General features: G+C 60.2%; 21 protein-coding genes and 1 pseudogene. 11 read left to right on the top strand and 11 right to left on the bottom strand.

Annotated features, from left to right (window positions below):
• Window positions 1-100: 100 nt before the first annotated feature.
• Window positions 101-586: a glutathione peroxidase gene (locus ACW9JE_RS17260; RefSeq protein ID WP_224536507.1), complete on the top strand. Its 486-nt coding sequence runs from the start codon at window positions 101-103 to the stop codon at window positions 584-586.
• Window positions 583-1,044 (top strand): MarR family winged helix-turn-helix transcriptional regulator, encoded by a 462-nt coding sequence (locus ACW9JE_RS17255; protein WP_457433410.1) that lies wholly within the window; start codon window positions 583-585, stop codon window positions 1,042-1,044. The genes ACW9JE_RS17260 and ACW9JE_RS17255 overlap by 4 nt, the downstream gene beginning before the upstream one ends.
• On the opposite strand, the gene ACW9JE_RS17250 is transcribed toward ACW9JE_RS17255, so the two are convergent.
• Window positions 1,028-3,349 (bottom strand): response regulator, encoded by a 2,322-nt coding sequence (locus tag ACW9JE_RS17250; RefSeq protein WP_457433409.1) that lies wholly within the window; start codon window positions 3,347-3,349, stop codon window positions 1,028-1,030. The two genes, ACW9JE_RS17255 and ACW9JE_RS17250, sit on opposite strands and share 17 nt — an antisense overlap.
• Before the next feature lie 158 nt (window positions 3,350-3,507).
• Between ACW9JE_RS17250 and ACW9JE_RS17245 the strand changes: the two genes are divergently transcribed.
• Both ACW9JE_RS17245 and ACW9JE_RS17240 read left to right on the top strand, forming a co-directional pair.
• Window positions 3,508-4,398 carry an ATP-binding protein gene (locus tag ACW9JE_RS17245; RefSeq protein WP_224536502.1) on the top strand — a complete coding sequence of 297 codons (891 nt, stop codon included), beginning with the start codon at window positions 3,508-3,510 and terminating at the stop codon, window positions 4,396-4,398.
• Window positions 4,395-4,877, top strand: a complete 483-nt coding sequence (locus tag ACW9JE_RS17240; protein ID WP_457433408.1) for a GAF domain-containing protein — start codon at window positions 4,395-4,397, stop codon at window positions 4,875-4,877. Before ACW9JE_RS17245 ends, ACW9JE_RS17240 begins: the two co-directional genes overlap by 4 nt.
• Here ACW9JE_RS17240 and ACW9JE_RS17235 read toward each other — a convergent pair whose 3' ends face one another.
• The 8 genes and pseudogenes from ACW9JE_RS17235 to ACW9JE_RS17200 all read right to left on the bottom strand — a co-directional run bounded on the left by ACW9JE_RS17235 (window position 4,878) and on the right by ACW9JE_RS17200 (window position 15,465).
• On the bottom strand, window positions 4,878-7,823 hold the full coding sequence (locus tag ACW9JE_RS17235) for an HD domain-containing phosphohydrolase (RefSeq protein WP_457433407.1): 2,946 nt from the start codon (window positions 7,821-7,823) through the stop codon (window positions 4,878-4,880).
• A gap of 48 nt (window positions 7,824-7,871) precedes the next feature.
• The gene (locus tag ACW9JE_RS17230; protein WP_457433406.1) at window positions 7,872-11,504 is read right to left on the bottom strand and encodes a transporter substrate-binding domain-containing protein; all 3,633 of its coding nucleotides are present in this window, start codon (window positions 11,502-11,504) and stop codon (window positions 7,872-7,874) included.
• A gap of 8 nt (window positions 11,505-11,512) precedes the next feature.
• On the bottom strand, window positions 11,513-12,139 hold the full coding sequence (locus tag ACW9JE_RS17225) for a response regulator transcription factor (protein ID WP_175377001.1): 627 nt from the start codon (window positions 12,137-12,139) through the stop codon (window positions 11,513-11,515).
• Window positions 12,140-12,385: 246 nt separating this feature from the next.
• Window positions 12,386-12,763: pseudogene (locus ACW9JE_RS17220) on the bottom strand (response regulator); the annotation flags it as partial.
• 177 nt (window positions 12,764-12,940) lie between these two features.
• A complete protein-coding gene (locus tag ACW9JE_RS17215) occupies window positions 12,941-14,269 on the bottom strand; it encodes a deoxyguanosinetriphosphate triphosphohydrolase (protein ID WP_224536493.1) in 1,329 nt (442 codons plus the stop codon).
• A gap of 151 nt (window positions 14,270-14,420) precedes the next feature.
• A complete protein-coding gene (locus ACW9JE_RS17210) occupies window positions 14,421-14,762 on the bottom strand; it encodes a hypothetical protein (protein ID WP_224536491.1) in 342 nt (113 codons plus the stop codon).
• Window positions 14,759-15,148, bottom strand: coding sequence for a phage holin family protein (locus tag ACW9JE_RS17205; RefSeq protein WP_224536489.1), 390 nt, complete (start codon window positions 15,146-15,148; stop codon window positions 14,759-14,761). The genes ACW9JE_RS17210 and ACW9JE_RS17205 overlap by 4 nt, the downstream gene beginning before the upstream one ends.
• 2 nt (window positions 15,149-15,150) lie before the next feature.
• On the bottom strand, window positions 15,151-15,465 hold the full coding sequence (locus tag ACW9JE_RS17200) for a DUF883 family protein (RefSeq protein ID WP_175377006.1): 315 nt from the start codon (window positions 15,463-15,465) through the stop codon (window positions 15,151-15,153).
• A 327-nt stretch (window positions 15,466-15,792) separates the two neighbouring features.
• Between ACW9JE_RS17200 and ACW9JE_RS17195 the strand changes: the two genes are divergently transcribed.
• The 5 genes from ACW9JE_RS17195 (at window position 15,793) to ACW9JE_RS17175 (ending at window position 19,188) form a co-directional block, all read left to right on the top strand.
• On the top strand, window positions 15,793-17,001 hold the full coding sequence (locus ACW9JE_RS17195) for an ammonium transporter (RefSeq protein WP_224536487.1): 1,209 nt from the start codon (window positions 15,793-15,795) through the stop codon (window positions 16,999-17,001).
• Between the two features lie 77 nt (window positions 17,002-17,078).
• Entirely contained in the window at window positions 17,079-17,315 is a 237-nt protein-coding gene (locus tag ACW9JE_RS17190) for a glutaredoxin family protein (protein WP_175377008.1), read from the top strand.
• A 162-nt stretch (window positions 17,316-17,477) separates the two neighbouring features.
• Window positions 17,478-17,795: a transcriptional regulator gene (locus ACW9JE_RS17185; RefSeq protein WP_224536486.1), complete on the top strand. Its 318-nt coding sequence runs from the start codon at window positions 17,478-17,480 to the stop codon at window positions 17,793-17,795.
• 68 nt (window positions 17,796-17,863) lie between these two features.
• Window positions 17,864-18,754, top strand: coding sequence for a pseudouridine synthase (locus ACW9JE_RS17180; RefSeq protein ID WP_457433405.1), 891 nt, complete (start codon window positions 17,864-17,866; stop codon window positions 18,752-18,754).
• A gap of 155 nt (window positions 18,755-18,909) precedes the next feature.
• Window positions 18,910-19,188 carry a hypothetical protein gene (locus ACW9JE_RS17175; protein WP_224536482.1) on the top strand — a complete coding sequence of 93 codons (279 nt, stop codon included), beginning with the start codon at window positions 18,910-18,912 and terminating at the stop codon, window positions 19,186-19,188.
• A gap of 71 nt (window positions 19,189-19,259) precedes the next feature.
• Here ACW9JE_RS17175 and ACW9JE_RS17170 read toward each other — a convergent pair whose 3' ends face one another.
• Together ACW9JE_RS17170 and mobA are read right to left on the bottom strand one after the other, a co-directional pair.
• Window positions 19,260-19,481: a YgdI/YgdR family lipoprotein gene (locus ACW9JE_RS17170; RefSeq protein WP_110964155.1), complete on the bottom strand. Its 222-nt coding sequence runs from the start codon at window positions 19,479-19,481 to the stop codon at window positions 19,260-19,262.
• A gap of 74 nt (window positions 19,482-19,555) precedes the next feature.
• Window positions 19,556-20,155 carry a molybdenum cofactor guanylyltransferase MobA gene (mobA, locus tag ACW9JE_RS17165; protein WP_457433404.1) on the bottom strand — a complete coding sequence of 200 codons (600 nt, stop codon included), beginning with the start codon at window positions 20,153-20,155 and terminating at the stop codon, window positions 19,556-19,558.
• Between the two features lie 90 nt (window positions 20,156-20,245).
• Here mobA and moaB point away from each other — a divergent pair, with 90 nt between their 5' ends.
• Window positions 20,246-20,785 (top strand): molybdenum cofactor biosynthesis protein B, encoded by a 540-nt coding sequence (gene moaB / locus ACW9JE_RS17160; protein WP_175377013.1) that lies wholly within the window; start codon window positions 20,246-20,248, stop codon window positions 20,783-20,785.
• Window positions 20,769-21,992, top strand: a complete 1,224-nt coding sequence (locus ACW9JE_RS17155; RefSeq protein WP_457433403.1) for a molybdopterin molybdotransferase MoeA — start codon at window positions 20,769-20,771, stop codon at window positions 21,990-21,992. The genes moaB and ACW9JE_RS17155 overlap by 17 nt, the downstream gene beginning before the upstream one ends.
• The last annotated feature ends 86 nt before the right edge of the window (window positions 21,993-22,078 follow it).

The raw sequence follows: 22,078 nt of genomic DNA, 5'->3' as shown, positions 1-22,078 counted from the left end.
GCCGTGCTCCTACAGGGAGCGGCCCTTCTATAATTGAATTGCACACAATTCAATTGCTCGCTATGTTTGCTCCATTCCCTTCGAAACCGGAGCCTTTCCCATGAGCGACAACCTGCTGAGCATCCCGTGCACCACCATCAAGGGTGAGCAAAAGACCCTGGCGGATTACGCCGGCAAGGCGGTGCTGGTGGTCAACACCGCCAGCAAATGCGGATTCACCCCACAATACAAAGGCCTCGAAGAACTGTGGCAGACCTACAAGGACCAGGGCCTGGTGGTGCTGGGCTTCCCCTGCAACCAGTTCGGCAAGCAGGAGCCGGGCAATGAAGGCGCCATCAGCGAGTTCTGCGAACTCAACTACGGCGTCAGCTTCCCGCTGTTCAAGAAGATCGAAGTCAATGGCACCGGCGCCCATCCGCTGTTCGTGCAATTGAAGAAGCGTGCCCCCGGCGTGCTCGGTTCCCAGGGCATCAAGTGGAACTTCACCAAGTTCCTGATCGGCAAGGACGGCCAGCTGGTCAAGCGTTTCGCCCCGGCCACCAAGCCGCAGGACCTGAGCCGCGAGATCGAAGCCCTGCTCAAATGAACAGCCTGCCCGCCGACTCCCTGAACCTCGACAGCCAGCTGTGCTTCAAGCTGTACGCCGCGTCCCGGGCGGTGATCCGGGCCTACAAGCCGATGCTCGATCAACTGGGCCTGACGTATCCGCAATATCTGGCGATGCTGGTGCTGTGGGAGTGGCAGGAAAAAGTGCCGGAGCAACCGACCGTCAAGGCGCTGGGCGAGCGGCTGGCGCTGGATTCCGGCACCCTGACGCCGTTACTCAAGCGTCTTGAGCAATTACAGCTGGTGCAACGGCAGCGCTCGGCCCGGGACGAGCGCGAAGTGCACTTGAGTGTGACGCCAGAGGGGCTTGCCTTGCGTGATCAGGTCGGCCCGTTGAAGGCCCGTCTGTTGTGCGACAGCGGCGTGGACCTGGATCGCCTGAGCGAGCTGCGAGAAGGCCTGGACCATCTGTTGGGGCAGATCAAGGCACTGTCGTGACCGGTACCCAGATATCCAGCAACGCGCCCAGCTCTTCGCGGCGGAAGGGTTTGGCCAGATAGTCGTTCATGCCTGCCGCCCGGCAGCGCTCGCGTTCTTCGGACATGGCATTGGCGGTCAGCGCAACGATGGGCAATTGCGGCCAGCGCCCGCTACGGCGTATCTGTCGGCTGGCTTCATAGCCATCCATGACCGGCATGTTGCAGTCCATCAGCACCAGGTCGAACTCACTGTTCTCCAGCTGATCCAGCGCTTCGACGCCATGAGCTGCAACGTAGACCTCGCAGCCGAGCTTACCCAGCATGCCCTTTGCCACCAGTTGATTGACCGGGTTGTCTTCGACCAGCAGCACCCGTGCCCGGCGTTGCGCAGAGGGCGTATCGACCTGGGTTTCGCTGATCGTCGTCATTTCCGGTTGCAGGATGCGCCGCAGATTCTGATACAGCGCATTGCGCGCCAGCGGGCGAGCCTGCTGCTGCAAGGGCGCGAGGGCGCTGACCTGTTCGCTGGGCAGGAAACTGCCGTAGGCGGTCACCAGCAGGATCGGCGCGCTGATGGCCGGACGCAGGTTGAACAGGCATTCGGGGCAATCGGTAATCAGCACATCGGGATCCAGGCCGATCAGCGGATCATCGATGGACCGTTGCTGATACTCCACGCCCCAGACCGGCAAGACGCTGGACAGCAGTTCCGCCAGGCCGCTGCTGGCGGAGGTGATGGCGATGACTTTGCCACCCAGGATTGCCGGCACGACGGCCCGGGTGTGGCGGGGCAGTGGCAGGTCCGCGCAGAACTGGCTGCCGAAGCCGGCTTCCGAACTGATGCTCAAGCGGCCATTCATGGCTTCGCACAGGTTGTAGGTCAGTGCCAGCCCCAGCCCCGTGCCACCGAATTGCCGGGTGATTCCGGCGCCAGCCTGGGTGAACGGCTGGAAGATTTTGACCTGAGCGTCCTGAGGGATGCCGATCCCGGTATCGCAGACTTCGATCCTCACCCCTTCTCCGGAGCTCGACAGCCGCACATCGACCCGCCCGAAACGGGTGAACTTGAGCGCGTTGGACAACAGGTTGCTGACGATTTGCCGGACCCGGGTCGGATCGCCGAGCACCAGCGCCGGAAACTGCGGATTGATCAGGCAGGTCAGCTCGACGCTGGGCGCTGCGTTCTGCGACAGCAGGTTGGCGGTGTCTTCGACCAGCGAGCCCAGGTCGAACGGAATGTGTTCGAGCTCGAGCTGACCGGCATCGAATTTCGACAGGTCGAGAATATCGTTGAGCAATTCCACCAGCACTTTGCCCGAGTCATGGGCGATGGACAGCTGTTGCTGTTGCTCGGCCGTCAGCGGCCCGTCGAGGGAGAGCGCGATCATCCCCAGCAGGCCGTTGAGCGGCGTGCGAATCTCGTGGCTCATGTTGGCCAGGAACACCGAGCGCGCTTCGGCCATGTCCAGCGCGGTACTGCGGGCGACTTCAAGTTCCTGGTTGGACTGGCTGAGCCGGGCATTGATCGCCTTGAGTTCGGTGGTGCGCGCCGAGACGATGTTCTCCAGTTGGCCGAGGTAATCGGTCAGGCGGTTTTCCGCGTTGCGCCGTTGCTGGATCTCGGTGGCGACATTCTCGAATTGCTGGTTGGCAACGGTCACCAGAACCCCGATCTCGTCGTTGGCATGCCCCGGCGGACACTCCAGGGCGGTCGGTTCCATGCTGCGCGAATCGCGGCCGCTCAGTTCACGGATCACCCGCACCAGCGGCTTGGTCAGCATCACATAGAACAGCGCCAGCAGAATGCCGGTCAGGATCAGGCTGCGGGCGAAGCCGTTGAGCAGGGTCACTTCGGCGCGACGCAGGAAGCGATAACCAAAGGAGTAGGTGTCGACGTCCAGTTGCAGGACGCCCAGGGATTCGTTGGGCAGATGGTCCAGATAGAGGCGATCCTCGAACCGCCGGTCCGCGCCGAACAGCAAGTCACTGAGCACCCGATAGCCGCTTTGCAGGCCGGGGCGCCTGACGTTGGCCAGCACGTTGCCGTTGTTGTCGGTCAGCTTCGCGCCGATGATCGCCGGTGAACGCAGCAGGCCCATGGTCAGTTCCTGGGCCAGCTCGGCGTCGATGTTGTAGGCGATGCGTGAGGCAGGGTTGTGGCTGATTTCCAGCAAAGACAGGATTTCACGGTTGATGGAGGCGTCTTCGCTGGCATAATCGATGCCTATTTGCAGCAGGCTGAGCAGCGTGCCCAGAATGAAACCCACCAGCACGGTAAGCCGGGCTTGTTTATAGGACAGCCGGTTGGTGAATTTGATATCCATGGGGTGTTGGACCACTTCCGTTTCCCTTCGCTGCTCAAGCATAGCCGATCATGCATGATGTTCTCGGGAGCCTTCTACCGGGGCTTTGGCCGGTCATCAAGCGCTATTTGCCATCGCTGTATCACCATCATCATTGTCAACTTGCCCGAGGAAAAGACGTGGATTCCCGATTGAATGCTTTTCTTGAACGCGCCGACGCCGTTCTGGCCCGTATCGAACCGCTGTTGCCCACCCCTCGGCAAGCCATCGACTGGACGACCTGCCTGGCGGCTCGCTGGCAGCGCGAAGGGCGCAGCGGTTTCCTGCTGCCGCTGCAAGTCAGCCTCGACATGCGTCTGTCCGACCTGATCGGCGTCGATCGGCAAGTGGAGCAACTGGGCCGTAACACTCAACAATTCATCGACGGTATGCCGGCCAACCACGCCTTGCTCTGGGGCTCGCGTGGCACCGGTAAATCGTCGCTGGTCCGCGCCTTGCTGGCCGAGCATGCCGAGGGCGGATTGCGCCTGATCGAGATCGAACGCGATCATTTGGCAGACTTGCCGCGGGTCGTCGAACAGATCGCAAAACTGCCGCAACGTTTCGTGCTGTTCTGCGATGACCTGTCGTTCGAGTCCGGCGAGGGTGATTATCGCGTGCTCAAAAGCGTCCTCGACGGCTCCCTCGAACAGGCGCCGGACAACGTATTGCTGTATGCCACTTCCAACCGTCGCCACCTGGTGCCGGAAAAGGAAAGCGATAACGAAAACTGGAAACGCGTCGATGGCGAATTGCACCCCAGCGAGGCGGTAGAGGACAAGATCGCCCTGTCGGATCGCTTCGGTCTGTGGCTGTCGTTCTATCCGTTTACCCAGGAACACTTTCTCAATGTCGTCGAACACTGGATCGGCCAATTGGCCGACAAGGCCGGCCTTGAGTGGCAACGCACCGAGGAGCTGGACATCCTCGCGGTGCGCTGGGCCACCGGGCGCGGCAATCGCAACGGACGTTGCGCGTATCAATTTGCCCGCTATTGGGTCGGGCTGAAACTGTTGGAGCACAAGGCATGATCGATTTACAAAAGAGCGGCCAGGGCCTCGAAGGCTACGGCATGCTGCACGCGCAGCTCGAATCGCTGCTGGCGGACGAGCGGGACTTCATCGCCAACGCCGCGCAGTTTTCGGCTTTTCTGTTCAACCAGCTCGAAGACCTGAACTGGGCCGGTTTCTACCTCAACCGTAACGAAGAACTGGTGCTGGGCCCGTTCCAGGGCCAGATCGCCTGCGTACGGATTCCCTTCGGTCGTGGCGTGTGCGGCACCGCAGCGGCGACCTTGCAGACTCAGTTGGTCGAGGACGTACACGCCTTCCCCGGCCACATCGCTTGCGACAGCGCGTCGAACAGCGAAATCGTGGTGCCGCTGGTCAAGGATGGTCGCCTGATCGGCGTGCTGGATCTCGACAGCCCGAAACTGGCGCGCTTCACCACCGAGGACCAGGCCGGTATCGAGCAACTGACAGCGATTTTCCTGCGCCTGACCGATTGCTGATCACACCGTCAGGCCGGCTTTGATCAGCAGGCCTGATGCGTCTACCGCATCGATCTGCCGAGCGTCGAGAAAGCGCTCGGCGTACTGCCGATAGATGCGCGCCTCGATGAACAGCCTGAACAGCTGCGGATCGATGTGGGCATCGCGGCACATGAACGCCATGATGCCCAGCGCCTCGCTCAGCGATTTGGCCTTCTTGTAAGGCCGGTCGGCAGCGGTCAGGGCTTCGAAAATATCGGCAATTGCCATCATCCGCGCCGGCAGGCTCATCTCTTCGCGCTTCAAGCGTTTCGGGTAACCGGTGCCGTCCATTTTCTCGTGATGCCCCCCGGCGATTTCCGGGACGTTGCGCAGATGGGCGGGGAAGGGCAGCTGATTGAGCATCAGGATCGTCTGCACCATGTGGTGATTGATGATGTAGCGCTCTTCGCTCGTCAGGGTGCCGCGTGTGATGCTCAGGTTGTAGAGCTCGCCACGGTTGTACTTGTAGCGCGGAACATTGAGTTTGAACCCCCAGGGATTGTCCGGCGCGATCAGTTCGGTCGCGGGGCGTTCGAGCAGGTGTTCGGCCTTGTCCGTCAGCAGCCATTCGGTCACCGGCAATGTCGGGGCCGGAGTGCGGGCCTGGCGCTGGTTCTCTTCCCAGGAAACGCCCAGACGATCATCCAGGGTTCGCGTCCAGGTGCGCTCGGCGATGCGGCGCAGGCGCTGCAGATCGTCATCGGCCATGGCCTCGCCGCCCAGATTGCAGTGGGCGACAAAGGCGAAATCTTCATCCAGTCCTTGCAGCGTCGCATCGCGCAGCTGTGCCAGCGATTGCTCATCGCCGCCCTGGGCGAGCGCCCGCCAGTAACTCACCCAGGCATCGCGCTTGAGCACCTCGAAGCGGGTACGGATTTCGTGGATGCGATCGTTCAGGGTTTCCAGTTTCGTGGCTTTATCGACGACGTATTCGGGCGTGGTGACCTTGCCGCAATCGTGCAGCCAGGAGGCAATGTGCAGCGCCTCCCATTCATCCTCGTTGGGTTGGTAGTCACAGAACGCTGGGTCGTTGCTGGCCGCCGCGGCCTGAGCGAGCATCAGCGTCAGGACCGGTACACGCTGGCAATGTCCGCCGGTGTAGGGGCTCTTGGCGTCGATCGCGCCGGCCAACAACTGGATGAACGACTCCATCAGCCTTTTTTGGCGAGCTTGCAGCCGCTTGCTTTCGATACTTACCGCCGCCGCGCCGGATACCGCTTGAAGAAACGCGATGCGGTCGGGACGCAGTTTTTCCAGGTCTTCCTTGCTGCCGCTGTCCTCCAGCAGGAACACCAGCAGGCCCACAGTTTCGTTGTGGCGATTGTGCAAGCGAATGCCGATCAGATGAACCCGAGGGCACTCCAGTGCGAGCAGCACTTTCTGTAAATCCCCAGCCTGTTCGAACCCCAGATTGCTGACGACATTGTCGGCGGTGCACAACTGTTGCATCCAGTCCGGGCTCTGCGGATTCTGCGGTTCGTGAGCCTGCAGGTCGAAGGACGCCAGGGGTAGGGCCGTCTCCTTGATCACCAGGCCACGGGGTTCCATGCGGTCGTCGTCGCCTTCGCGCAGGTAGATCAGGCCGGCCTGGGCCTGGCCGATCTTCACGGTTTCAAACAGCACCCGTTCCAGCAGAGGATCGAAACGGGTTTCGGCGCTCAGGCTGTCGGTGATCTGGAAGAAGCTAGCCAGGGTGTCTTTCATCCGTGACATCGACACGCTCAGTTGATCGATCTCCAGCACCGGAGAGCGCCGGGACAGCGGTCGGTTGAAGTCGAAACTGCGAATGGCATCGGCTTCCAGCACCAGTGCCCGCAAGGGTTTGACCAGGATGCGCGAAGTCGCCCAGCCCAGCGGTATGCACAACAGCAGCGTCGCCAGGGTAATCAACGCCCCTTGCCAGCGCATGCGGTAGGCATCGACGAGCAATTCATCTTCCGGCACCAGCATCGCCAGTTGCAGGCCGTTGGGTCCGCCTTCCTGCATGCTGCTGCGGGCGACGATCCATTGGCGACCGTCGGCATTCAGGCGATTGCCTTCTTGGGGGGCGTTGAGCAGTGCATTCAGACTGGGGTTCAGGTCGGCGGCTTTGATCAGGCGAGCGGTCTTGTCGTCGATGATCAGGCGGCTGGCGTCGGGATAGGCAACGGCATTGCCGTGGGTATCGAATAGCACGATCTGGGTGGCGGGCGTCACCACGTGCTTGGCCAGAGTGGCGCTGAGTTCGGCCAGGGTCAGGTCTGCGCCCATCACCACCTGCTCGCCACCGCGCCTGGCCAGGGTGGTACCGACGTTATGGGTGGAAAAGAACACATAAGGTTCGGTGGTGATCTGATCTTGATCGCGGCTGGCGCTGGTAAACCAGGTGCGGCTGCGCGGGTCGTAGCTGTCATCGGGGTTGTCGTGGCGGCTGATGAAGGTCAGGCCCTGATCGAAAAACAGCGTTTGGGAATGCACCTGGCCGCTGCTGTTTCGCTCGATGCTCCAGACTTGATAAGCCGCTGTCGCTGGAGCTTCGAGCAGGGTTTTCAGGGCCTCGGTCCGCAGCGGTCGAACCATGAAAAAATCGCCGTTGCTGTAGCCAAGATACAGCGACGCCAGATCCGGGTTGTCGATGAGCGACTGGCTGAAGGGTTTGAGCAGCGTCAAACGTTGCGTGAGGTCTGTGCCGTTGATTGCCGGGTTGACGACTTGCAGGCTCAGCAGGTGACGGATTGGCTCATAGGTGGTTTTCAAGTCCAGGCGCACGTCCTGCTCGATGCGCTCGAACAGCTTCTCGCTGCTGGACAGGATGATCTGAGTGGTCTGATGGTAGTTGAACAGGCCCAGTACGATCCCCGTAAACAAAAGCAGGCAGGTGAACATCACGCTGATGTGAACGTGCAGGGGAAATCGCCGAGGATCCGGACGCAGTGGGTCAGACATGCAGGTCACTCCGTGATGGTTAACACACTGCTCAGCGTCCAAGCATAGTTAAGCCTCTGTGGTTCTGCTGTGGTCGTTGTCGCCGATTTGTTGCAGCAAAGCCTGGTCGAGTTCCAGCAATGCGCGTTGCACGGCGGCGGCGCATTCGGCGACCTGGTCAGGGGCAAAAGGAGTTCGGCAAATGCTTTCGAGGGCTTCACAGCTGTCGATCAGTCGAGAGGCCTGAACGATGCGGGCTGCGCCCTTGATTTTGTGGGCAATATCGAGAAACGCCTGGGGTTCGGCGCAGTCGCGCAGCGCCAGTAAGCCCTGACGATCCTGACGATTGCTGTTGAGCAGTTCGGTCAACAGGCGAAGGTTCAACGCCGGGTTGCCTCCCGTCAGTTGTTGCAAACCTTCCAGGCGGAAGGCGGGGGAACGGACCGTCGGTGCCAGGCCTTCGACCCTGTGGCTCAGGGCCGTCAGAGTCAGGGGTTTGAACAGACAGTCATCCATGCCCGCGCGCTTGCAGCGCTGGACCTCTTCGGGCTGGGCATTGGCGGTGAAACCCAGGACCGTGCACGGCGCTTGTCGCGTCTGTTTTTCGTGTTGGCGAATGGCCCGGCACAGCTCGTAGCCATTCATGATCGGCATATTGCAGTCGACGATCACCAGGTCGAATGCGTCAGCCTTCCATGTCTCGAAGCCTTCCTGGCCATCCGCTGCAACGCAGAATCGATGACCGAGAAATTCCAGCTGCTGGCACATCAACAGGCGATTGGCGGCGTGGTCATCGACCACCAGCACCTTCAATGGAGCACTCACCGCGTAGACAGGTGGATCTTCCCTCACTTCAAACTCCCGTTTCAGTGCCGGCAACAGCAGCGACATTTGCACCCGCGTACCGACGCTGGGCTGACTGCTCAGTTGCAGGCTGCCGCCCATTCTTTCGCACAGACTGCGGCTGATCACCAGTCCCAGCCCGGTGCCACCCGTCTGCCCGGTGTTGGCGGCCTGGGCAAAGGGCTGGAACAGCCGTTGCTGATCCTGGGCGCTGATACCGATACCGCTGTCCTCGACCTGCAACTGCATCTGCACCTGATCAGGCTCGTTGGTCGGGTGCAACTCGACGCTGATCCTGACCTGACCCTGTTCGGTAAATTTGATGGCGTTGCTGACCAGATTCGACAGCACCTGTTTGAAGCGCAGGGGATCGAGCAGGACGTCGACGGGAGGATCCACCGGATTGAAATCCAGCTGCAGTTCCAGGGCTTTCTGCCGTGCCAGTCCGTCGAATATCCGCACTACGGACGCCACGACTTCCCGTGGATTGACCCGTTCGGGGCTCAGGCTCAGGTGTCCGGATTCGATGCGGGCGATGTCGAGAATGTCGCCGATCAACTCCAAAAGGTCCCTGGCCGAGTTGTAGGCGACATCGATGGCGGGACGATCCGGGTGTTGGTGCTCGATGCGCTTGAGGGTCAGTTCGAGCATGCCGATGATTGCATTCATCGGTGTGCGGATCTCGTGGCTCATGGTCGCCAGAAAGGTGCTTTTGGCCCGGTTGGCTTCATCGGCGCGTTCCTTGGCGCAACGCAGATCATCGAACAGTTGCCGGCGTTCGCTGATGTCGATCCAGCCACCGATGATGCCCTGCACCTCGCCGCTGGAGTCGCGGTAGGGCAGGATCCAGTGATAGATCGTCAACCGGCGACCGCCGATGTGCATCGGCCGGTCGAGAATCAGCGGCGTGCCCTCGGCCACCACGCGCTGGTAATCGGCCTGATATTCCCGGGCCTCGAAAGCATTGCTCAGGGAGCCTTCGATGACACTTTTGCCGATGACGTCCTCGCGTCTGGCGTTGAAGGCTTGCAGATAGCTGTCGTTGCAGCTTTGCAGCAGGCCCTGGCGATCACGCACGTAGATCGGATGCGGCGTGCCGTTGACCAGCGAACGCATGAACTCGAATTGATCGCTCAAGGCGCGTTCGGCGGCTTTGCGTTGATTGATCTGACGCCGCATGTAGGCGTTCCAGGCCACGGAGATCAGCAACAGTACGCCGGCGCCGATGACGATTTGGTAGAACAGCCGGTGGTAGTGACGCCAGGTGTTTTGCGCAGACGCCGAATAACCCCGCCAACGGCTGTTGATGATGCCCAGTTCCTCGGGCGAGATGCTCAGCAGGGCCTTGTTGAGGATGTCATGCAGCTCCTTGGCCCCGTGCTTGGTTGCCAGGGAAAAGGCGGCCTGTTCGGTGCCGATGGTGGTGCTGATCTGCAGGGTGTGCTCGAACAGGCGCGAAGAAATGAAGTAATTGGCGATCACCAGCGAATTGACCGCGCCTTCCGCCAAACCTTCGGCGAGCATTTCCACGGCACTGAAGGTGTCAGGGGTTTCAATGATCTTGATCAGAGGAAACTCGCGCCGCAGATAGTCCACCAGCGGATGGCCCTGAGCGATGGCCAGGCGGCTGCCTTCAAGTTGTGTCAGGTTAGCGGGGCTGTCTTCGGTCTTGCGCGTCAGCAGGACGTAGGAGTTTTGCAGGTAGGGGCGGCTGAAATTCAGCAGGGTTTCCCGTTGCGCGCTGGGGAGCAGGGCGGCGATCAGGTCGGCCTGGTTGTCCTCGACTCGCTGGATCATGTCGCTGTCGCTGCGGCTGCGCTGGATGTCGAAGCGCAAGCCGGTGCGCAGCCTGATCAGTTCGAGCAAATCCGCCGCGACACCACGCAGGTTTCCCTCGCTGTCGAAAAAGGTCAGCGGCGCGAAGGCTTCGTTGACCACCACGCGCACCACCGGGTGTTGCGCCAGCCAGCGTTCCTCGCTGTAGCTGAGTTCCAGTTTGTGATCGGTGAGCAGAATGTCGCTGCCCGCGCTCCAGCGCCGGGCGATGTTCTCGCGAACGCTGGAGGGTACGGCTTCGAGCATCTCGTTGACGATGCCCAGCAGTTCGGGATTGTCCTGGCGCACCGCGAAACTGAAGCCATGGGCTTCGTGTTTGCCGAAACTGGCCATCCGGATGTTGTTCAGGTAACCCTTGTTGATGATGTAGTGGGTGGAAATGGTGTCGCCGAGAAACACGTCGGCCTGATCGAAGGCAACCGCGTTGATCGCGTTCTGGTAGGACGGGTAGGAGGTGATGAGCGCCTTCGGATACAGGGCCTTGACCTCGTCCAGCGGCAAGTAGTGATAGACCATGCTCAGGCGCATGTCGGCCAGCCCGTCGGTGAGGGAGCGCGATTCGCCTTCGCGGGTCACCAGCACCGGCTGGTCCACGGCGTAGGGTTGGGAGAGGACGATATCGCTGTTGCGCGCCTCGAAGCCGTTGGCCGTACCGAGCAGGTCGACCTCGCCATTTTCGAGGGCTTCTATGGCCGCGCCCCGGGAAGGGAAGCGCTGGACCCTGATGGGCAAATCGGTGACGGTGCCGAGGATGCCCGCGTAATCGGCGGTGAAGCCCTCGTAGTCGCGGCCGCTCAAGGTCAGGTCAAAGGGTGGGTAGTCCGGTGCGGAAGTGCCCAGGACCAGTTCCCGCCTGTTCTTCAGCCAGCGCTTTTGTCCGGCGTCCAGCCGAATGTCCAGGTGCCCGGCCGTGGAGCGATTCAGCAAGTCGTAGGTTTCACTGTGCTGTGCCGCGAACGATGAACTGTTGAGGCAAAGGCCGACGGCAATCAGTATCAGATAATCCATTACGCGACTGGGCATCCTGTTTCTCACACGAGTGCGTTGCGTTTGGCCATTTCGATGAGTTCAACCAGCGACCTGGCCTTGAGTTTCTGCATCAGTCGTTTCTTGTAAGTGCTGACGGTCTTGTTACTCAGAAACATGCCCTTGGCGATTTCCTTGTTGGTGCGACCTTGTGCGAAAAGTTGCAGCACCATCAGCTCCCGGTCGTTGACCGACTTGAACAACTCCAGTTCGGCGCAACGGGCTTCGTCGCCACGAACCGGATTCAATGCTTCGCTCGGGAAATAGTTGTAACCCGACAACACGGCTTTGATGGCGCTGACCAGTTCGCTCAAGTCTTCCTGTTTACAGACATATCCGGACGCCCCGGATTGCATGCAACGAATCCCGAAAAGTGTCGGGCACTGTGCTGTCAGTACCAGGGTCTTGAGCGGCGTACTCATTGCGTTGAAGCGGGCCAGCACTTCCAGGCCATCGAGCTTGGGAATGCTGATGTCGAGGATGACCAGGTCCGGCATGCATTCACGGACCATCTGCATGGCATCGACCCCGTTGTCGGTTTCACCGATGACTTTGTAGCCCTCGTGCTCAAGCAGCATACGAACCGCAAGCCGGATGACAGGGTGATCGTCGACAATAAAAACGGAGTTCATAAAAGAGTCCCATGCGAACTGAAATAAAGCGCGCACCTTAGCTCTTCCACTTGGTGTGACGTATGAACGGACTTGGTTGCAAGGGCAAAATAGGAATCTTCCTACAAGCAAAAGAGAATGGGACTACGTGCCAACTAGATTTTTTACGTTGGGTAATGGCGTTTATATAAAGTTAGTTGCTGTCTTTGTAAGTTTTCTTAAAAGGCTTTTGTTGTTTTTTTGAACGCTGTTTTTTAAGTCGGTCGAAGTCAATAGTTGTATGAATTCGTCCTGTTTCAGCGGTTTTAACAAATAACCCAGCAATGGAAGGTCATGGGCAATTGCCATCTCTTCAATCCTGTCCAGTTCGGCCGGTGTCAGGCTGCTCAGCAGAATGGCCTGTTTGATCATTCCGCGCTGGCTGGCGAACTTGACCAGCTCGATGCCGGAGATATCGGGTAAACATTGATCGCATAAAAGAATATCGAAAGGTTGTTCGGCGCCCAGCATCTGCGTCACTGCACCTTGTGCGCAGTCGGTGGTGATCAATTGATTAAAGCCATAACTTTCGAGCAGGCATTGAGTTGCCTTGAGCTGGAACGGATGGTCTTCCACCAGCAAGATGCGCAGATTGTTTTTGTTCATTTTTTTATGCTTCTTTTTTGAGCAAAAGAGGCGCGATTGTTTCGCTTCAAAAACCGCCAATCGATCAGTCGTTGCGACATCACTTGTAGGGCGATTCAGCGAACATTGAACGTTATTGGCGATCGGGCGGCTGATCGGCCATTACGGCGGGGGTAATGGTCGATCAGCAGGTGCTCGTCAACGGTTGGAGCGTCCCGTCATTTCCAGCGCCATGTCGCTGGCGTAGCTGTCCGTCATGCCGGCGATGAAGTCGATCATGCGCAGGAACGAGGCGTGCAGCGAACCGTGCGGATCCGGCGCATTGTTGCCCAGCAGATCGAGAATCCGCCGGCTCTTGAAGGACGGCGTGCGGCCGTTGTGTTGTTCCACCGCCGCACCGCAGAACGCATTGAGCAATATTTCCAGGGTGGTGTAGGCACCGATTTCGTGCAGGGTCTTGCGTTTGTCCTGGAAGATTTTCTTGCGGGCCATGTCCTTTGCATTGAGCACGCATCGTTTGGCCGGGCCATGCATGTGTTCCACCAGATCGCCGGGCAGCGTGCCGGCCAGCAACGCGTCCTGCTGCTCGACGAAGGCACGGGCCGCGGCATTGGTCAGGTGTTCGATGGCTTTGCCGCGCAGGATTGCCAGTTTTCGTCGGCGAGAATCCCCGGGGCCGAGCTGGCGATAGGTTTCCGGCAGATCGTCACCCACCAGGTCCAGCAGCAGGGATTCCACTTCGGTGTATTCGAGCAGCGACATTTCCAGACCGTCTTCAAGGTCGATCAGCGCATAGCAGATGTCATCGGCGGCCTCCATCAGATACACCAGCGGATGGCGCGCCCAGCGCTGATCCTCGAGTTGCGGCAGGCCGAGCTTGTGGGCGATCTGTTCGAGCAACGGCAATTCGCTCTGATAGCAACCGAATTTGTGCTTCTTGTAGCCCAGCGAGTCGGCGTGCCGCGCCGTCCAAGGGTATTTCAGGTAGGTGCCGAGGGTGGCGTAGGTCAGCCGGGTGCCACCGTCGAACTGGTGGTACTCCAGCTGGGTCAGTACCCGAAAGCCCTGGGCGTTGCCTTCGAAGTTGAGAAAGTCATTGCGCTCGGCTTCGCTCATCGCATCGAGCCAGCCACGTCCGGCGGCTTGCTGGAACCAGTGGCGAATCGCATCTTCGCCGGAGTGGCCGAAGGGGGGATTGCCAATGTCATGGGCCAGACAGGCCGACTGCACCACCATCCCCAGATCGCTGGGATCGCACCACTCGGGCAGGGCGCTGCGGATGGTTTCGCCGACGCGCATGCCCAGGGAACGGCCGACACAACTGACTTCCAGCGAGTGGGTCAGACGGGTGTGGATATGGTCGTTGCTGGAGACCGGATGCACCTGGGTCTTGCGTCCGAGGCGACGAAACGCACCGGAGAAAATGATGCGGTCATGGTCTTTGTGAAAAGGGCTGCGGCCAAGTTCCTGCGAGCTGTGCAGTGGCTTTCCGAGACGTTCGCGGGTAAGCAGGGTATGCCAATCCAAGGCGGGGGCTCTCCGTCGGGGGCTTGAGTTGCTAGCTTCCCGGTTCGCGCCGGGACCTGCAAGGTTTTCCACAGGCAGCACACGAGATGCCCCTCTGAATAAAGAGGGGCATCTCGGGGGTTTGGCTGAGAGTCAGCTGGAAAGTGACAGCTCAGGGCCTGCGCGAGGTGCCCTGCATCACCAGTTTGATCAACGGGCCAAGGGTCGTGCCGAGACGAACAAGGCGGGTCAGGCTGCTGGCGCCGCCGCTTTTGGCACCCTTGCCGGTGAGAAAACCGAGCAGGGTGACCGCCGCCACGCCCCAAAGTGGAGCGTGTTTGATGCCCAGGCCTTCGTGCAGGTTTTGCGTCATCCCTCGCACACGGTGCAGGGGTTGCAGCAGTTGCGCGGATTCGTTGCGGATTTCCTGGCGATGCATTTCCATGCGCAGCCGGATCAGCGTCTTGCGCATTTCCGTGCGCGAGGCGTTGCGAGGCAGTTCAGGCAGGTTCATGGCAACAGGCGCTCCCGGTCGTTGGACAATTCTTCCAGGGTGCCGTGGAAGGGCGAGGATTCATCGAAAATCGCCGCTCTGAGGCGAATCCCGCAGAAGATCGCCGCCAGGGTATAGAAGACGCAGAGGCCGATGATCGCCTCCATGCGATAGGTGTCCCAGAACAGGATCACCACCAGGGTCGACAATCCCACCAGCAACAGCAGGGCGAACACCAGGGCCAGGCCTGCGAACAGCAGCAGGCTGACGGTGCGGGCTTTCTGCTCCTGCAATTCGATGCCGAACAATTCGACATGACTGTGCAGCAAACCGAGAACGGCGGCGCCGAGGCGTCGCGATGAGGAACTGGCGCTCGCTGTGGACGCGCCCAAATCTTCGATCGCCATGATCAGCGCCGAGTTGCCAGCAGACCGAGAAGGAAACCCACGCCGGCGGCGATACCGACCGATTGCCATGGGTTGGCCTGGACGTAATCTTCGGTCGCGGTCACAGCGGCCTGGCCGCGTTCGCGCAACGAATCCTCGGTCAGCTTCAGGGTTTCCCGTGCCCGCAGCAGGCTGTCATGGATCTGCCCGCGCAATTCGTCGGCCTGGTCACCCGCCAAAGACGCCGTATGTTCAAGCAGCCGCTCGGTGTCGCTGACCAGTGTCTGAAAATCGTTCATCAGAATTTCTTGAGCAGTCTTTGCCTTGGTGCTGGCCATTGGTGATCTCCATAAGTGGCGTCTGAAAGGTTCGAGTATGAGCCCTTCGCGAAGGTTCAGTACAAATGACTGGTACAACTCTTGCTGTGTCGTGGTGCGTCAGCCTGCGGCTCTGCGCTGTTGCTGGGCATGATTTACGCAAAACCCTGATTGCAGCAACCGCAAACCGGATAGAAAAGCCGGTTGAGGTTGGCCTTGAAGAACCCTTGTGCGCCAAAGCGGTTCATCGGGCGTGATGCCTTTGAAGAACGGCGTCACAACTTGGTGCATGGATTGCCCGCGCGAACTGCTTTGGTGCTTTTTTCTGCCTTGAGGTCTGCCTGATCCATGGAAAATCTGCAAAGCGCTGTCGACAGCCTGGTCCATAGCTCCAACACGTTGTTCATTTTGATCGGTGCGGTCATGGTCCTGGCCATGCACGCCGGTTTTGCCTTCCTGGAGGTCGGCACAGTACGCCAGAAAAACCAGGTCAACGCGCTGTCGAAGATCCTCAGCGACTTCGCCGTTTCGACCCTGGCCTATTTCTTTATAGGCTATTGGATTTCCTATGGGGTGACCTTCATGCAACCGGCGGCGGCGCTCAACGTCGATCACGGTTACGGGCTGGTGAAATTTTTCTTCCTGCTGACCTTTGCCGCGGCCATCCCGGCGATCATTTCCGGCGGCATCGCGGAGCGCGCGCGCTTCGTTCCGCAGCTGTGCGCGACGGCACTGATCGTGGCGTTCATCTATCCCTTTTTCGAAGGCATGATCTGGAACGGCAACTTTGGCCTGCAAGCCTGGTTGCTTGAGCGTTTCGGCGCGAGTTTCCATGACTTCGCCGGTTCCGTAGTGGTACACGCCATGGGCGGCTGGCTGGCGCTGGCGGCGGTGTTGCTGCTCGGGCCACGCAACGGTCGCTATCGCGAAGGGCGTCTGGTGGCGTTCGCACCGTCGAGCATTCCGTTTCTGGCGCTGGGCTCGTGGATCCTGATCGTCGGCTGGTTCGGCTTCAACGTGATGAGCGCGCAGACCCTGCAAGGCGTCAGCGGGCTGGTGGCGGTGAACTCGTTGATGGCGATGGTCGGCGGCACCATGGCCGCGTTGATCGTCGGGCGCAATGACCCAGGCTTCCTGCACAACGGTCCGCTGGCCGGGCTGGTAGCGATCTGTGCCGGCTCCGACTTGATGCATCCGGTGGGCGCGCTGGTCACCGGGGCGATCGCCGGGGCGTTGTTCGTCTGGTGCTTTACCGCCGCTCAAAGCAAATGGCACCTCGATGATGTGCTGGGTGTCTGGCCACTGCATGGCCTGTGCGGTGTGTGGGGCGGCATCGCCTGCGGCATCTTCGGTCAGAGCGCACTGGGCGGGTTGGGCGGGGTGAGCCTGATCAGCCAGTTGATTGGCACGGCATTGGGCGTGGTGGTGGCATTCGTCGGCGGCTATGCGGTGTATGGCGCGATAAAGGCCTTCCACGGACTGCGCCTGAGCCAGGAAGAAGAGTATTACGGCGCGGATCTGTCGATTCACAAGATCGGTGCGGTCAACCAGGAGTGATTCTGCGCCGGTCGGGCGCTCGACGACTTTTCGGGGCGGGCCTAGAATAGTCACTTCATTTTTGTGGTTGAGCGCTCATGCCTCCTGAATGTCAGCTGTTCGGCACCCTGGGGTGCCACCTCTGTGAAGTGGCCGAAGCCCTGCTGATGGAGTTCGTCGAGCGCGGCCTGCTGGTGGAGCTGGTGGACATCGCCGACGATGAAACCTGGTTCCAGGCCTACAGCCTGCGGATTCCGGTACTGCGACGAATCGACACCGGAGCTGAGCTGGGCTGGCCGTTCGGCTCCGACGATGTAGTGGACTTTCTGCGTTAGCCTTTCGTGACGACCGCCCCGTCGGTCGAACTTTGCGTTTCATCCTATTGGCTTAAACGGTGCGATTCGGATACTGTATGCGCATACAGTTATTCGGGTTGCGTCCTGCTGTTCCTGGATTCAGGGGCGAGCGGGGCGGTCCGGGCGTGAGAGGGATGAATCGTGGTCAATGTCGAACAGTTGAAGAGCAGCGTGAACCGGATGTCGGTGGACGTAGTCCGCGAGGCGGTCCTCGAATTGCGCCTGGACGGGCTGGTCACCGAAGGCAAGATGCCTTTCAACAAACTGCATTTCAATACCTGTTTCGCGGAAATCGAAGCCCTGTTCCAGCGTGCCGGCTATCACCGCCAGCTGGATGTCGTGGGTTATCAGGGATTGATGTACGCCCTGTATGACCCGGTGCGCTGGGAGGCGGTCGACGTTCTGCGCTGGCTCAAGGAGTACACCGAGGCCGCGGCGCGCACACCGATACCGGCCTGATTCTTCGCTAGGTTCGTGCGCAGCGCTGTTGGATAATGCCGCTCTGCCTTGAGATCCAGAGTTTTCGAATGTCCAGTTCATCTTTTTCCGCCGCACACAGCCAGGCCAGCACTCTTTGCCTGCCGCCTGGTTCGTGGCAGACCGTTTTCGATTGCCTATGCGAGCATTTCAGCGCCATCGGTCGTGAACAGTGGCTGGACCGTTTCGCCCGGGGCCGCGTGCTGGACGCACAGGGTGCTCCCATCCCGCTGGACCTGCCGTACAAGCAAGGCCTGCGCATTCACTATTTTCGCGAAGTGCCGGACGAGAAGCCGATCCCGGTGGTCGAATCGATCCTGTATGCGGACGAGCATCTGGTGGTGGCGGACAAACCGCATTTTCTGCCCGTGACGCCTTCGGGTGGCTATGTCGAACAGACGTTGCTCAGGCGCCTGATCCGTCGCCTGGACAACCCGAATCTGGTGCCTCTGCATCGTATCGACCGGCATACCGCTGGGCTGGTGCTGTTTTCCGCCAATCCTCAAACCCGCTCGGCCTATCAGTCGCTGTTCCCCACCCGGCAAATCGAAAAGCGCTACGAGGCCATCGCACGGGCATTGCCTGAGCTTTCATTTCCCTTGGTGCATAAAAGCCGGCTGATCAAAGGTGAGCCGTTTTTTCGCATGCAGGAAGGGCCGGGTACGCCGAATACCGAAACCCTGGTCGAGGTCAAAGAGCGCAACGGTGAGCTCTGGCGCTATGCGCTTTCTCCGGTCACGGGCAAACAGCATCAGCTGCGAGTCCACATGACCGCATTGGGCGCGAGCATCTGCAACGACCCGTTTTATCCACAGGTGCTCAAGGATGCGCAGGACGACTACGCTAATCCCTTGAAGCTGCTGGCCCAGGGATTGACGTTCGTGGATCCGGTCACGGGGCAGGAAAGAACCTTCGAGAGTGCGATCACCTTGCAGTGGTGATGAAGGCGGTGCGACTCATGCGGGGTTCGAATAAATCGAATTCATGATCAGCTTTGCAGTCAATTGAACATGCCCTCGAGGCTGTCGTTCAAAGAACTCGGGACGGTTGCCAGATCGCTGGGCGGCGCCCGAACCTTCCATGCAAGGAGATACCCATGAAACGTACCGTTTTCGCTGGAATGTTCATTTGCACAGCCATGCTGGCCTCTCCCGTATTCGCTTCGGACCATGATCTTTGCACGATCAAGCTGCAGGAGCTCAGGGACAAGGTGACCACTTTGCCGGCTACCTCCGAAAACACCACCATGGACGTCAAGCGACTGCAGGCGAGCGCGGAAGCGGCCAACGCGGCGAACGACGACAAGCGATGCATTGCTGAAGCCACGCAAGCCATTACCCGGGTAGACAAGTTGGCTAAGGAGCCGACGCCTTAACTCGCGCTAATCAGATACGAAAATGCCCCGACAGGTCGGGGCATTTTCGTATCCGGTAGTCGCCGCGCGGATTACAACTCTTTAACGGTGCGAACCTGATCCTTGTTGATGCGGGTCTGCTTGCCGTCCAGTTGTTCGAATTCGTAGAAGCCCGAATCCTTGTCATAGCTAGGCGTGTCGACGGCCTGGATCTCGCGACCGTCATTCAACGTGATCACTGCAGGCGACGAGCAACCGGCGAGGGTAGCGAGGCCCAGAGCGAGCATGAAAGTGGCCAGGGTCCGTTGAGTCATGGTGTGTCTCCGAAAATGAATACTTGGTTACTAAACTTCAGACGTGTGCAGCGCGTGCAAGTTCCTCGGTGCGATCAGTCTGACACAGTGTTGTGGGCGCTTAACAGTTCCGGGGTGTTGAGGTTGGCCAGGCGCGGATCGTTGTCGGGGCACTGCAAGGCGGTGGCGCCGAGTTGGCGCATGATTCGTCCCGGGCTGCGCTCACCCTGTTGCCAGGCGCTTTCGAATTCATTGAGCAAGGCCACGGGAATGACGCACAGCAAGGGCTCCCAGTGATCGTCATGGCGCAGCATCAAGGGCTTGTCCGGATGAAGACTGGCGGCTTCGCGCATGCTGGCGATCAACGCGTCGTCGACACGCGGCACATCGCAGGGCAGGACCAGCATGTGGCTATGGCGCGCCGCTTTCAGGCCTGCCCGGATGCCGGCCAGGGGGCCCGGAAAATCGCCTTCGTCGTCGTGTACCAACTGGTCGGCGTAGGGCGCGTATGTCTCGAGGTTGCGGTTGCAGGAGATGATGAGGTCGTCGCTCAGCGCCCGGGTCTTGCGGTGCAGGTGCGCAATCAGCGGCTCGCCGTGCCATTGCACCAGGCCTTTATCCTGACCGCCCATGCGTTGGCCGCGGCCGCCCGCCAGGAGGAGAATGGAGCAGGGGGGCAATTCATTCGAGATCATGGCGTGGTTCCATCAAGCAAGGTGGGGCGGCGAAGAAATGGGGCGCTGTGATATAACACCGGGCTGTTTCTCCTACAACTGGATGAGCCTATGACTACCAAGGCTGAAGTACCTTTCGCACCGCTCAACATCGCGGTTCTGACGGTCAGCGACACCCGAACCCTGGAAACCGACACCTCAGGCCAGGTCTTCGTTGACCGCTTGACTGCTGCCGGTCACAACCTGGCTTCCCGGGTCCTGCTCAAAGATGATCTTTATAAAATCCGTGCGCAAGTCGCCAACTGGATTGCCGACGACGTCGTTCAGGTGGTGTTGATCACCGGCGGCACCGGCTTCACCGGACGTGACAGCACGCCGGAAGCGGTGGCCTGTCTGCTCGACAAGCAGGTGGACGGTTTTGGTGAGCTGTTCCGGCAGATCTCGGTCGCCGACATCGGCACTTCGACCGTTCAATCCCGTGCACTGGCAGGTTTGGCCAATGGCACGCTGGTCTGCTGCCTGCCGGGTTCGACCAATGCCGTACGCACCGGTTGGGACGGCATCCTCGCCGAACAGCTGGATTCGCGTCATCGCCCGTGCAATTTCGTTCCTCATCTGAAACAGGCGGCTCCCTGTGAATCCCGCGGATAAGCCGGGCAAGACCGGCAGCCTGATGCCGGTCGAGGTGGCGCTGGCGCGTTTGCTCGAGATGGCCGAGGCCGCAAAAATCGCCGAGCGTGAGCGCTTGCCGCTGGCGCAAGTCCAGGGGCGTGTGCTGGCCGAGGATCTGCTGTCGACCCTTGATCTGCCGCCGTGGCCCAACAGCGCAATGGACGGCTACGCCCTGCGCGCGGCCGACTGGACCGGCGAGCCGCTGGTGGTCAGTCAGAAGATTTTTGCCGGGCAGGCACCTGACGCTCTGCAGCCGGGCACCTGTGCCCGGATCTTCACCGGCGCGCCGGTTCCCGCTGGCGCCGATTGCGTCGAGATGCAGGAGAACGCCGAAGTCCAGTCGGATGGGCGAGTGGTCTTCACCGAACTCCAAACGCCTGGAAAAAATATTCGTCCACAGGGTCAGGAGACCACGGTCGGCGAATTGATCTTGTCGGCGGGTACGGTTTTGGGGCCCATCGAGCAAGGCTTGGCTGCCTCTCTCGGCTGCGCGGAGCTGGACGTGATCCGCCGGGTGCGGGTGGCGGTGCTGTCCACCGGGGATGAGTTGGTCGAACCGGGGCAGCCGCTTGGACCGGGGCAGATCTACAACAGCAACCGCGTGCTGCTCTGCAGTTGGTTGCAGCGCCTGGGTTGCGAGGTGATCGACGCCGGCATTCTGCCGGACAACCTGGACACCACTCGTGAGCGGCTTGGCGCGCTGAACAATGTCGACCTGATTCTTTCCACCGGTGGCGTTTCGGTAGGCGAGGCGGATTTTCTCGGAATCGCTCTGCGCGAAGAGGGTGAGTTGAGTTTGTGGAAGCTTGCGATCAAGCCCGGAAAGCCGCTGACATTCGGGCATTTTCGCGGAGTGCCGGTGATCGGCTTGCCGGGCAATCCGGCGTCGACATTGGTGACCTTCGCTCTGCTGGCCAGGCCTTATCTGCTGCGCCGCCAGGGCGTGCAACTGGTGGAGCCGCTGAAGATCCAGGTGCCGGCCGGGTTTGACTGGCCTGTCGCGGGCAATCGCCGTGAGTACTTGCGCGGTCGCCTGGAAAACGGGCGGGCAATCATTTACAGGAACCAGAGCTCCGGCGTGCTGCGCAGCGCCGCCTGGGCTGACGGGCTGGTTGAGGTGCTGGAAGATCGCACGTTGATGGCGGGTGATTCGGTGTACTTCATACCATTGAGCGAAGTGCTCTAGTTGCCACGCCAACTTTACCTGTAGGAGCGAGCATGCTCGCGATGGTCGTCAACGATAACGCGGGCTGTCTGGATGCCCGCGGTGTC

It is taken from the genome of Pseudomonas sp. SDO55104_S430, assembly GCF_054070595.1.
This window is presented reverse-complemented; position numbering and strand designations above follow the sequence as displayed.